Annotated in this window: 11 protein-coding genes; 5 read left to right on the top strand and 6 right to left on the bottom strand. The window is 65.0% G+C overall.

Annotation, left to right across the window (positions count from 1 at the left end; genetic code table 11):
* The first annotated feature begins 96 nt into the window (after positions 1 to 96).
* Entirely contained in the window at positions 97 to 522 is a 426-nt protein-coding gene (locus KF719_RS06880; protein ID WP_293507977.1) for a hypothetical protein, read from the top strand.
* Positions 523 to 574: 52 nt separating this feature from the next.
* Here KF719_RS06880 and KF719_RS06875 read toward each other — a convergent pair whose 3' ends face one another.
* On the bottom strand, positions 575 to 2,131 hold the full coding sequence (locus KF719_RS06875; RefSeq protein ID WP_293507976.1) for a carboxyl transferase domain-containing protein: 1,557 nt from the start codon (positions 2,129 to 2,131) through the stop codon (positions 575 to 577).
* A 132-nt stretch (positions 2,132 to 2,263) separates the two neighbouring features.
* Between KF719_RS06875 and KF719_RS06870 the strand changes: the two genes are divergently transcribed.
* Positions 2,264 to 2,638 carry a hypothetical protein gene (locus KF719_RS06870; protein ID WP_293507975.1) on the top strand — a complete coding sequence of 125 codons (375 nt, stop codon included), beginning with the start codon at positions 2,264 to 2,266 and terminating at the stop codon, positions 2,636 to 2,638.
* Positions 2,635 to 3,582, top strand: coding sequence for an alpha/beta hydrolase (locus KF719_RS06865; protein ID WP_293507974.1), 948 nt, complete (start codon positions 2,635 to 2,637; stop codon positions 3,580 to 3,582). The genes KF719_RS06870 and KF719_RS06865 overlap by 4 nt, the downstream gene beginning before the upstream one ends.
* On the opposite strand, the gene hisN is transcribed toward KF719_RS06865, so the two are convergent.
* The 3 genes from hisN to typA form a co-directional block, all read right to left on the bottom strand.
* Positions 3,579 to 4,388: a histidinol-phosphatase gene (hisN, locus tag KF719_RS06860; RefSeq protein WP_293507973.1), complete on the bottom strand. Its 810-nt coding sequence runs from the start codon at positions 4,386 to 4,388 to the stop codon at positions 3,579 to 3,581. The two genes, KF719_RS06865 and hisN, sit on opposite strands and share 4 nt — an antisense overlap.
* Before the next feature lie 49 nt (positions 4,389 to 4,437).
* Positions 4,438 to 5,442, bottom strand: coding sequence for an amidohydrolase family protein (locus KF719_RS06855; protein ID WP_293507972.1), 1,005 nt, complete (start codon positions 5,440 to 5,442; stop codon positions 4,438 to 4,440).
* 68 nt (positions 5,443 to 5,510) lie between these two features.
* A complete protein-coding gene (gene typA / locus KF719_RS06850) occupies positions 5,511 to 7,367 on the bottom strand; it encodes a translational GTPase TypA (RefSeq protein WP_293507971.1) in 1,857 nt (618 codons plus the stop codon).
* Between the two features lie 333 nt (positions 7,368 to 7,700).
* Between typA and KF719_RS06845 the strand changes: the two genes are divergently transcribed.
* Positions 7,701 to 8,957 carry an MFS transporter gene (locus KF719_RS06845; protein ID WP_293507970.1) on the top strand — a complete coding sequence of 419 codons (1,257 nt, stop codon included), beginning with the start codon at positions 7,701 to 7,703 and terminating at the stop codon, positions 8,955 to 8,957.
* Positions 8,958 to 8,970: 13 nt separating this feature from the next.
* Entirely contained in the window at positions 8,971 to 9,519 is a 549-nt protein-coding gene (locus tag KF719_RS06840) for a pyridoxamine 5'-phosphate oxidase family protein (protein ID WP_293507969.1), read from the top strand.
* A 263-nt stretch (positions 9,520 to 9,782) separates the two neighbouring features.
* Here KF719_RS06840 and KF719_RS06835 read toward each other — a convergent pair whose 3' ends face one another.
* Both KF719_RS06835 and KF719_RS06830 read right to left on the bottom strand, forming a co-directional pair.
* A complete protein-coding gene (locus KF719_RS06835; protein ID WP_293507968.1) occupies positions 9,783 to 10,988 on the bottom strand; it encodes a glycosyltransferase family 1 protein in 1,206 nt (401 codons plus the stop codon).
* Complete coding sequence (locus KF719_RS06830) at positions 10,988 to 11,953, bottom strand: UDP-2,3-diacylglucosamine diphosphatase (RefSeq protein WP_293507967.1); 966 nt, start codon at positions 11,951 to 11,953, stop codon at positions 10,988 to 10,990. The genes KF719_RS06835 and KF719_RS06830 overlap by 1 nt, the downstream gene beginning before the upstream one ends.
* Positions 11,954 to 11,972 lie beyond the last annotated feature (19 nt).

Below are 11,972 nucleotides of genomic sequence, written 5' to 3'. Positions count from 1 at the left end.
GAACGCCTCAGGCGCGTCCGTTCATCTGCCGTTCAGGAAAGCGCGTTCATCCTTGTGCGCATACGGGGTACGAGCGGATTATGGAAGGAGAGGGAGATGAGAAAAATTCTCGCCCTTGCCGGTCTTGCCGTCGCACTCGGTCTTGGCGCACCGGCCGTGGCGCAAGCGGCGATCACATTGCCGGCCTCCGTCGCCGTTCAGGGCGACGCGACATTGCAGCTTGTCGGCCACAAGAAGCATCACCACAATTATCACGGGCGCAGTCATCATCGCGGTCACGCGCACTATCATCACCGCAATCCGCCGAAGGTCGTCTATCACCGCAACTACCGGCCGTGGTCGCATTGGCAACCGCGCGTGGTCAAGCACCATCGCTACCGCTCGTTCGGAACGCCGGTCTACTATCATGCGCATCCGCATTACGGCGACTACTACTATGTCAGCGCGCGCGACCGGCAGAACATGATGTTGTGGATCGGCGTCAGCGCCATCACCGGCGCGATCCTCTTCTCGCACTACTGACAGGAAAACGAGGCGGAAAAGGCCCTGCACTGCAGGGCCTTTTTCATGCCCGTCAGGGTCGCATCGTCGTCAGGTAGGGTCCGAGCGCGATGCCGCGGCGCGGTTCCACCCAGTCGAGCCAGTCGCAAAGCCTGACCCTCGTTTCGCGCGGGTCGATTAGTTCATGCACCGAAAATCCCTCGGCGCGCGGGAAGGGCGATTGTCCGGCGGCGAGTTTTTCTTCGAGTTCGGCACGCAAGGCTTCGGGGTCCGCGGCCTCGGCGATCTGGCGGGCAAAGGCAACCGCCACACCGCCTTCCACCGGCAGCGCGCCTGTCGCCGCGCTCGGCCATGAAAGCACGAAACCGTCGGGGCCGAAATGCGCCGCGCCCGCGACGCCGAAAACCTTGTGCACGATGATGCTCGCCCAGGGCACGCGACTTTGCATCACGGCGGCAATCGCCGCCGTGCCGTGGCGGATGGTCGCCGCCTTTTCCGACGCAGACCCGATCATGAAGCCCGGCTCGTCGACGAAGGAGACGATCGGCAGGTGAAACGTGTTGCACATATCGGCGAAGCGGCGGAGCTTCTGTGCCGCCGCCGCCGTCATGGCGCCGGCGTAAAAACTGCAATCATTGGCGATGACGCCGACGCTCACGCCGTTGAGCCGCGCGAGCCCCGTGATCAGCGAGGGGCCGTAGCGTTTCGTCATCTCGAAAAAGCTGCCTTCGTCCATCACCACCTTGACGATCTTGCGCATGTTGAAGGGCTTGCGGCGGTCCTTCGGCACGATGGAGAGAAGGCTTTCGTCGGCCCGGTCGCGCGGATCGGCGCATTCGGCTCGCGGCGGTAACTGCCACACATTGTCCGGCAGGTAGGAAAGGAAGCGCGCAATGTCGGCAAGCGCCGCCTCTTCCGTTTTCGCCACATTGTCGATCACGCCCGAACGCGCATGCACGTCCGGACCGCCGAGTTCCTCCTTGGTCAGATTCTCGTTGAGGGCGCGGGCGACCACTTTCGGTCCGGCGATCAGCACCTGCGCGTTTTCGACCATCACCGAAAAATGCGAGGCGACGAGGCGCGCCGCCGGCATGCCGGCCACGGGACCGAGCGCCGCGCTTGCCACCGGCACTTCGCCCAGCACCTGCGCGATCGAGCGGAAGCGCGGATTGGCAAAAACAGGCTCGCCGAGCGGCCGTGCATTGCCCTTGCCGGCCGAACCGGCCACGCTGCCGCCGCCGCCTTCATGCAGGCGGATCAGCGGCACTTTGTAGGTGAGCGCCAGTTCCTCGGCATAGACGCTCTTGCGCAGGCCCGCCGGATTGGGCGAGCCGCCCTTCAGCGTGAAATCCTCGCCGCCGATGACGACGCGCCGGCCGCCCATCGTCGCAAAGCCGAGCACATAATTCGCCGGCTCGAAATCGACGAGGTTCCCGTCGGCATCGAAATGCGGCACGCCTGCGCCCTCGCCGAGTTCGCGAAAGCTTTCCTTGTCGGCAAGGCCCGCAATGCGCTCGCGCAGCGTCAGCCGCCCCTTCTCGTGCTGGCGCGCCACGGCTTCCTCGCCGCCTTGGCGCTTGGCCAGCGTCCGGCGGCGCCTGATCTCGTCCGTTTCCTTTTCCCAGCTCATCGGCGCGGCGGCCCTCCCGTTTCGCGAAGCCCGCAAACCCTAAAGGAAATCGGCGGAGCCGCCAAAGCACCGTTGGGCAGAGGCCCTGAGACGATGATAGGATGCATGGAAAGAATGCGGGACGGGATTGCGATGGCCCAGACGGAAAAAGCCCCCGCCGGTCGGATGGCGCAAGCCGCCGCCCAGGCGGTCGACGAAATCGAGGCGCTGCTCAAGGCGGCGCTGACAGGAGATGTGTCGCTTGGCGCGACGCTCAAATTCGTGCATCCCGGCGCCGACATGCTGGTGATCGACGGCACGAAAACCCCCAATGAAGTGCATCGCCGCGACGTGCCGACCGATTGCACGATCCATATCGACCCGGTGCTCAATCTCAACATCTTCCAACGCCATATCGACCAGAATGTCGCGTTCCGGCAGGGTCATATCCGGATTGTCGGCGATCCCACCATCGTGGCGCGCCTGCGGCCGATCATGGCGCGGCATGCGGGCACGGTGTCCGATTGAACGCGCCCGTCGTCCTCATTCCTGAAAATCCGATGCCCGAAGGCGGCGATGCGCGCTGGCTCGACATGGCCGACGGCGCGCGGCTGCGCGTTTTCACATGGGGCGGCGGCACGCGCGGCACGGTCTTCCTGTTCAACGGACGCACCGAGTTCGTCGAAAAATATTTCGAGATCGTCGGCGAGCTGCGGGCGCGCGGCTTCGCCGTCGTTTCGCTCGACTGGCGCGGGCAGGGCTTGTCGACGCGCATGCTGCCCGACCGCCGCAAGGGACATATCGACGATTTCTCGACCTTCGACCGCGATCTCGCGCATGTGATGGCGGAAGCGTCGTCCGGCCTGCCGAAACCCTGGTATGCGCTCGCGCATTCGATGGGCGGCAACATCCTGCTGCGCGGCCTGCATGACCACCCCGAATGGTTTTCGGGCGTCGTTCTGTCGGCGCCGATGCTGGGTCTGCGCTTTCCAAATCGCGGTGCGGCGCTTGCGGCGCGGGCGACCGTTTCGGGGCTCTCCCGGCTCGGTCAGGCCGGGCGGTATGCGCCGGGCGGCAATGCGAAAGCCGCCGACGAGACCGACTTCGCTGACAACATCCTGACGCATGACGAAAAGCGCTATGCGCTGCTGCAGGCGTTGCTGCGCGCCGAGCCGGAGCTCGGTCTCGGTTCGGCGACGGTCGGCTGGCTCGACGCCGCCATGCGCTCGATCGACCTCGTTTCCGACAGGTGCTGGCTCGCCGAGGTTCAACCGCCGGTGCTGATCTGCGAGGCGACGCAGGACGTGTTGATCGACGGTGCGGCGCTGCATCGCGCCGCCATCGGCATGCCGGCTGGCGAACTTGCGATCATGCGCGGCGCGCGCCACGAAATCCTGATCGAGACCGACGACATCCGGGCGCGATTCTGGTCGGCCTTCGACCGCTTTATCGGCGATCTTGAAAAGCGCTAGCCGTTGGCGGCCGGCGACAGGATTTTCAGCGCCGCCGCATGCAGTTCGGTATTTGCCGCCGCCACCACCTGTCCGCCCCGCTGCGCGTCGCCGCCCGACCAGCTTGTGACGACGCCGCCGGCGTTTTCGATAATCGGGATCAGCGCCTGGATGTCGTAGGGCTCGAGCGAACTCTCGACCACGAGGTCGAGCGTGCCCGCCGCCAGCAGGCAATAGAAATAGCAGTCGCCGCCGAAGCGCCGCAGCTTCACCTTCGATGTCAGTTCACGGAAGGCGGCTTTTTCGGCGTCGACCCGGAACATGCCGGGATCGGTGTTGCCGAGCAGCGCGTCTTCAAGCTTCGTGCAGGCGCTTGTCTTCAGCGGCGTCGTGCCCTTCGGCCCGATCAACTCGCTGCCGCCCGGACGGCCGAGAAACTTCTCGCCGATATAGGGCTGTTCCATCAGCCCGATCACCGGCCGCGCACCGTCATTGAGCGCGATCAGCGTTCCCCACAAAGGCACGCCGGAAATGAAGGAGCGCGTCCCGTCGATCGGGTCGATCACCCATGTCAGGCCGCTCGTGCCGTCGTGGTTTCCATGTTCCTCGCCGAGGACGCCGTGGTCGGGATAGCGTTCGCCGATCAGCTTGCGGATCGCCGCTTCGGCGTCGCGGTCGGCCGCCGTCACCGGATCGAAGGCGAAACGCCCGCGCTTGTTGTCGACGCTGAGGCCGGAGCGGAAATGCGGCAGCGTCACGGCCGCCGCCGCCTCGCCGAGTTCGAGTGCGAAATGCGCGAGTTCGTCGATATCCTGTGGAGAAAGCATCGGAAGTCCCGGTCTTGAGGCCGCGCGCATCATGGGGCGGGGCGGGCGGCTAGTCCAGCCTGTAAACCCGTTGGGCTGTGTCGTGGAAGAGCCATGCTTTCTCGGCGGCGCTCATGCCCTGCGCAATCTTCTTGAAGGCGTTCCACAAGACGCCGTAGGAGCAGGAGAGCTTGTCGACCGGGAAGTTGCTTTCGAACATGCAACGCTCGGGGCCGAAGACATCGATCGAATGCAGATACCAGTCGCGTGTCGCGGCCACCAGTTCGTCCGAGGTCGGCGGTTTGGCGCGCTTGTGCCAGCCGAAGCCGTTGACCGCCATGTTGATGCCGCCGATCTTGGCGACGACATTCGGGCAGCTCGCGAGTTCCGCCACATCCTTTTTCCACTGCGCGAAAATCTCGGCGCGCTTGCCCTCGTAAGGCCCGATGCCGATGGGTCCGCCGAAATGATCGAATACAAGCGTCGTCCCGGGGTTCGCGCGGGCCAGCGACGTCAATTCCGGGATCTGGTGGTGATAGAGCCAGGCGTCGAAGCTGAGCCCGAATTTCGCCAGCCGCGCGAAGCCCTCGCGGAATGTATCGAGGCCGAGCAGCCCCTTGGGCGGTAGCGTGTGCGAGGCGCGCACATCCGGGCTCGGATCGAAGGCGGAGGCGTGGCGGATGCCGCGAAAGCGCTCCGGCGCGCGGGCCAGATGCGCTTCCAGCACCGCGTCCACCTTGTGCCCCAGCCGCAGATCGGCAAAGCCGACAATGCCGGCGCAGGCGCGCATCTCGCCAAATTGCCCGCTCGCCGATTTCGCGGCGATGCCGTTCACATATTCGGTCTCGCCGACGGGCTTCAGGTTTTCCGGTCCGCCGGCGCGGTACATCGCCTTGCATTCGACGAAGACGGTGGCGCGGATGTTGTGGCCCTGGCCGGTGTCGGCCAGCAGCTCGTCAAGCTCGTAGCGTGAGCCCGGATGGTCCCAGAGGTGATGATGCGGGTCGATGATCGGAAGCGCGGGCTCGAGCGCCGCTTCCTTCACTTGCGCCAGCCATTCCGCATTGCCCGCCATCCGCGCCTCCCGTCATTTCTTTCGGGGAAGAGTGGCACCGGCGGGCGGATGAGGCAAATCGGACGGCGTCAGCCCGCCCGGGCGAACTTCTTGCGCTCGTTGGGATCGAGATAGCGCTTGCGCAAGCGGATCGATTTCGGCGTCACTTCCACCAGTTCGTCCTGCTCGATATAGGCAATCGCCTGTTCGAGCGTCAGCGGGCGCGGCGGCGTCAGGCGCACGGCTTCGTCCTTCGAGGTGGTGCGGATGTTGGTCAGCTGCTTTGCTTTCAGCGGATTGACGATCAGGTCGTCGGGGCGCGCATTCTCGCCGATGATCATGCCCTCATAGACCTTCACGCCCGGCTGGATGAAGAGCACGCCGCGCTCCTCGATATACCAGAGCGCGTAAGGCACCGCGTCGCCGGCGCCGTTCGAGATCAGCACGCCGTTGCGCCGGCCCTCGATTTCGCCGCGATGTGGCTCATAGGCGTGGAAGATGCGGTTCATCACGCCCGTACCGCGCGTATCGGTCAGGAATTCGCCGTGATAGCCGATCAGCCCGCGCGAGGGGCAATGGAAGACGATGCGCGTCTTGCCGGCACCCGTCGGCCGCATGTCGATCATTTCGCCGCGGCGGTTCGAAATCTTCTCGATGACGACGCCCGTATATTCGTCGTCGACATCCACGGTCGCTTCCTCGATCGGCTCCAGGCGGTTGCCCTTGTCGTCCTCGCGGTAGAGCACGCGCGGCCGCGAGATCGAAACCTCGAAGCCCTCGCGGCGCATGTTCTCGATCAGTACGCCGAGCTGCAATTCGCCGCGGCCCGCCACTTCGAAGGCGTCGCGGCTTTCGCTGTCCGACACCTTGATGGCGACGTTCGATTCCGCTTCCTTCATCAGCCTTTCGCGGATGACGCGCGACTGCACCTTGGTGCCTTCGCGCCCCGCCAGCGGGCTGTCGTTGATCGACACCGTGATCGACAGCGTCGGCGGGTCGATCGGCAACGCGTCGATGGCGTCGGTCACGACCGGATCGCAGATCGTGTCGGCGACGGTGCCTTCCTCAAGGCCGGCAATCGCCACGATGTCGCCGGCTTTCGCCTCGTCGACCGGAATGCGCTGGATGCCGCGAAAGGCCATCACGCGGGTGATGCGGCCCTTTTCGACCGTCGTCGCCTCGCCGCCCTTGGGCTTGCGCAACACCTGCACCGGCAGGTTCGGCTTCACGACGCCCTTCTCGATGCGGCCCGTCAGGATGCGGCCGAGATAAGGGTCGCTCTCGATGGTCGTCACCAGCATCGCAAAAGGTTCCTGCTGCGAACCGTCGGTCAGCGCGGCCGGCGCATGGAAATGCGTCAGGATTTTTGCGAAGAGCGGCGTCATGCCGTGTTCCTTCGCGTCGGGGGCGTTCAGGTCTTCGGTCGCCCAGCCTTCCTTGGCGGAGGCGAAGATGGTCGGGAAGTCGAGCTGCTCGTCGGTCGCGCCGAGCGCGGCGAAGAGATCGAAAGCCTCGATATGCACTTCGTCGGCGCGCGCGTCGGGGCGGTCGACCTTGTTGATCAGCACGATGGGGCGCAGGCCCAGCGCCAGCGCCTTGGAGGTCACGAACTTGGTCTGCGGCAGCGGGCCCTCGGCCGCGTCCACCAGCAGCACCACGCCGTCCACCATCGACAGGATGCGCTCCACCTCGCCGCCGAAATCGGCATGGCCCGGCGTGTCGATGATGTTGATGCGCGTGTGGGTGCCGTCCTGCTCCCAGTCGACGCTGGTGCATTTCGCCAGAATGGTGATGCCGCGCTCGCGCTCGAGGTCGTTCGAATCCATCACCCGCTCGGCAACCTGCTGGTTGTCGCGGAAGGTGCCGGACTGGCGAAGCAACTGATCGACCAGCGTCGTCTTCCCATGGTCGACATGGGCGATGATCGCGATATTCCGAATAGACATATGACCGCCGGGGCAAGAGCGTTTTCAGGAAAGGTGTCGCCCCATGTGAAAAGGGGGGGCTTTCCGTCCGAAAACGCGATCCATAAAAACTGGCCGCCCAGCCGCGCGGAACGAGCCAGGCGCGGGGCGGCCGGAAATTTGGCCGGGTTATAGCCGCTTGGGCGGGGGCCCACAAGGATTGCTTCGCAGGTGCGGCAAAGGGGCGGAAACGGCGTTAACGGCCTCAGGCGCGCCCGGCAAATCCGCGACGGCCCTTGCGCGAATTGGCTCTGGCCTTGGGGCCTGCTTTCTGTGCATATCCCCGGCAAAAGCCTGCCCGGAGGAGCCCTCCCGATGTCCGCCCCGCGCGCCTCCCGCCTCTATGTCGTGGCGCTCGTCACCATCCTTTGTCTCGTCTACACGGTCAGCCAGTTCCTGCGCTCGTCCACCGGCGTCATCGCGCCCAACCTGACCGCCGATCTCGGCCTGCACCCCGAAGAACTTGGCATCCTTTCCGGCGCCTTCTTCCTTTCCTTCGCGCTGATGCAAATTCCGGTCGGCATCCTGCTCGACCGCTATGGCGCGCGCCTCACCATGATCGGCTCGGTCGGCATCGCCGTGCTCGGCTGCCTCGTCTTCGCCATGGCCGAGGGCCGCACCGGGCTCACCGTCGCCCGCATCCTCATGGGCATCGGCTGCTCGGTGATGCTGATGGGACCGTTGATGATCTATCGCCGCTGGTTCCCGGCCGACCGTTTCGCGGCGCTGACGGGGATGCAGATTTCGATCGGCACGCTCGGCGCGCTGATGGCGACCGCGCCGCTCGCTTTCGCCGCTGAGGCGATCGGCTGGCGGGCCAGCTTCGTTCTCGCCGCCATCGTCACCGGTGTTCTCGCAGTCGCCATGGGCTTCATCGTGCGCGATGCGCCGGCGGGGCATCCGGCGTCCGCCGCGCCGCGCGAAACGCTCGGCCAGAGCCTTCGCGGGCTTGGCGAGGTCGTGCGCCATCCGGCCGTGCCGCCGCTTTTCGTGATGATCTCGACCGGCTATGCGGTTTTCGCCGCCGTGCAGACGCTCTGGGCCTCGCCTTATCTCGCCGATGTCCATGGCCTCGACCTCACCGCGCGCGGCAATGTGCTGCTGCTGCTGACGGCCGGCCAGGTCGTCGGCCTCCTCGTCTGGGGCTATGCCGAGCGCGTCTTCGGCAGCATCAAGAAGCCGATCATGGCGGGCGCCGCCTTGTCGGCGGCGATCCTCGCCCTTCTCGCCGCGCTCGACACGCCGCCGCTCTGGCTGGTCACGGCGCTCTTCGTGATTTTCGGCCTCAATGCCGGCTACACGCCGCTTCTGCTGGCGCATGGGCGGCTGATCTTCCCCGACCGTCTCGCCGGGCGCGGCATTACCATCCTCAATTTCGGCAACATGGCCGGTGTCTTCGTGCTCAGCGCGTTGTCGGGCGTGCTGATCGGCCAGTTGCTGCGCATGGATTTCGGCTTCGACATCACCTACCGCGCCGCCTTCGGCTTTCTCGCCTTCGTGCTGGTTGCGGCGGCGGCCTACTATTCGACGATCCCCGACACGAATTCACGCGCGCTGATCGACGGCGATTGAAAAGGAAAGAGACATGGCCAAACAGTTCCCGAGCATCTCGCCCGAGCATCGCGGCTTCATCGAGCGCCAGCATGTTTTCTTCACCGCCTCGGCTACGGGGGACAGCCGCATCAATCTCTCGCCCAAGGGGCTCGACGGTTTTCGCGTCACCGGCGACAACGAGGTCTGCTATCTCGATCACACCGGCAGTGGCAACGAGGCGGCGGCGCATCTGAAGGCCGATGGCCGCCTCACCATCATGTTCTGCGCCTTCGACGGTCCGCCGATGATCTTGCGGCTTTACGGGCGCGGCCGCGTCGCGCGTAAGGGCACGGGCGACTATGCGCGCTATCTCGAAAGCTTCTTCGAAAACCGCGAGCCCGCCGGCGCGCGGCAGATCGTCGTCATGGATGTCGAACTGGTGCAGACAAGCTGCGGTTTCGGCGTGCCGCTCTACGGTTACAAGGAAGAGCGCCCCTCGCTCATCCGCTGGGCCGAAGCGAAGGGCGCGGAGGGCATCGCCGATTACTGGCAGGAAAAGAACCGCGTCAGCATCGACGGGTTGCCGACGGGGGTGGAGTAGGGCGCATCTCTGGAGATGGTCCCTATATGGGGATCGAGCGTTGCGCTGACAATTGGGGATATCTTTTCGGGTGCGGCGGGCGTCGCTGGGTGGCTGACATAAACAAAAAAATGTCACCCCGGCGAAAGCCGGGGTCCATGTGCCTCACGTTCGGGCGCAACCGCCCATGGTTCCCGGCTTTCGCCGGGATGACACTTGTGGGCGTGGAAAATCTGAGGATTCCGGAATCGTCGCCTTGCTCGCCGCAATGGCCGAACAGGCGTTCAGCCCACCACTTCCATCGCGGCGCGCATCTCGACCGTTTCTTCCGCGCCCGGCATCTCCTCCAGCGCGAGGTTCGAGATGAACTGCTTGGCGCAGGCGTCCCAGGAGAAGTTCATCGCATAGGCGCGCGCGTCGTCGCGGTTGAGGCGCAGCGCCTTCATGCAGGCGGTTTTCAGGTCCGCGTCGACAATGCCGGCCTTGGCGCCGTCGGGTGTGAAGGCCAGCACATCGGCCGGGCCCTGCACCGGGTAGCCGGCAACAGGCGTTCCGGCCGCCATCGCCTCGATCAGCACCAGGCCGAACGTGTCGGTCCTGCTCGGGAAGACGAACACATCGGCTGCTGCATAGGCGTCGGCCAGTTCCTCGCCGAAAAGCGGGCCGGTGAAATGCGCATCCGGATAGCGCTTCTTCAAATGTTCGAGGCGCGGGCCTTCGCCGACCACCATCTTGGTGCCCGGCAGGTCGAGATCGAGAAAGGCCTCGAGGTTCTTTTCGACCGCGATGCGGCCGACATTCAGCCAGACCGGCCGCGCAAGGCCCATCGGGTGTGCGTCCTGCATGTCGGGCTTGGGCCGGTAGCGTTCGACATCGACCCCGCGCGACCAGATCGACGGCGTGCCGAAGCCGCGTTCCTTCAGTTCCGCCTGCAGCGACGGCGTCGCCACCATCAGGCTCGCCGATTTCGCATGGAAGCGGCGGAGGAACGCGTAACCCCATGAAAGCGGAATGCCGGTGCGCGCGTTCAGATATTCGGCGAAGCGCGTGTGGAACGAGGTCGAGAAGGGGATCCCCTTGCGCAAGCAGAAGCGCCGCGCCGCAAGGCCGAGCGGGCCTTCGGTCGCGATATGGATGGCGTTCGGGTTCGCCTGACGGATGATCCGCGCGATCTTGCGCATCGGAAAGAGCGCGAGGCGGATCTCCTTGTAGGTCGGCAGCGGCACGGTGGCGAACATGTCGGGCGTGACGAAAGTCACCTCATGGCCCATGCCTTCGAGATGCTGCGTCAGTTGCTGCAGCGTGCGCACGACGCCGTTCACCTGCGGCGGCGCGGCATCCGAAACGATGACGATGCGCAGGGGTTCCGAAAAGCGGCCGACATCCTTCGGCAGCGGGCCGCCGCGAAAGCGGCTCAGAAGCCTCGCGATGCGATGCTTCCTTCGCGGCGCGAGCGGGGCGAGGGATGCGAGCGTTGTGCTGTGGGGCATCAGGCGGCGCTCAACACGGGTTCGGCGTCTTCGTCATGGGGTTCCGTCTCGCCGTTGGCGAGCTCGGTTTCCCAGGAGAATTTCTGCCAGACAATCAACGACATCGCGCCGTGCTCGTCTTCCGACAGCGCCGTGCAGCTTTCGACCCAGTCGCCGTCGTTGCAGTAGAGCACGCCGTCCATGTCGCGCATTTCGGCATGGTGAATGTGACCGCAGATCACGCCGTCGACGCCGCGTTCGCGCGCTTCGCGGGCGACCGCCTGTTCGTAGCTCGAAATATATTCGACCGCGTTCTTGACCCGGTTCTTCAGGTAGGACGAGAGCGACCAGTAGGAGAAGCCGAAGAAGCGCCGCACCTCGTGCAGCCAGTTGTTCAGCGTCAGCGCCAGCCCATAGGCGCGGTCGCCGAGATGGGCCAGCCATTTCGCATATTTGACCACGCTGTCGAACTGGTCGCCATGGATTACCAAGAAGCGGCGTCCGTCGGCCGTTTCGTGGATCGCTTCGCCGATCACGTCGATGCCGCCGAAATTGAGGCCGGTATAGTCGCGCAGCGCCTCGTCGTGATTGCCGGGCACATAGATGATCGTCGCGCCCTTGCGCGCCTTGCGCAGGAATTCCTGCACCACCGCATTGTGTGCGGCGTTCCAGTACCAGGAGCGTTTGATGCGCCAGCCATCGACGATGTCGCCGACCAGATAGAAAGTCTCGGCGTCGTTGTGGCGCAGGAAGTCGAGCAGCAGCTCGGCCTTGCAACCCGGCGTACCCAGATGAATGTCGGAAAGGAAAAGCGTGCGGTGCTGTTTGCGGTGTTTGGGGCGCGGCCCCAGCAATCTTTCGTCGAGCCCGTTTCGCCTTGCTTTCGCGCGGGCCGCTTCCTTGCGGGATTTTTTTGACGAGACCGGGGGCGGCGCGGTCGCCGCTTCGTCCATCCGTCTCGGCAAGCCCGTTTCGATCACTGTCATATTCGCGTCGATCGCCTTG

Origin of the sequence: Parvibaculum sp. (assembly GCF_019635935.1) — a bacterium.
Lineage (GTDB): Bacteria > Pseudomonadota > Alphaproteobacteria > Parvibaculales > Parvibaculaceae > Parvibaculum.
This window is presented reverse-complemented; position numbering and strand designations above follow the sequence as displayed.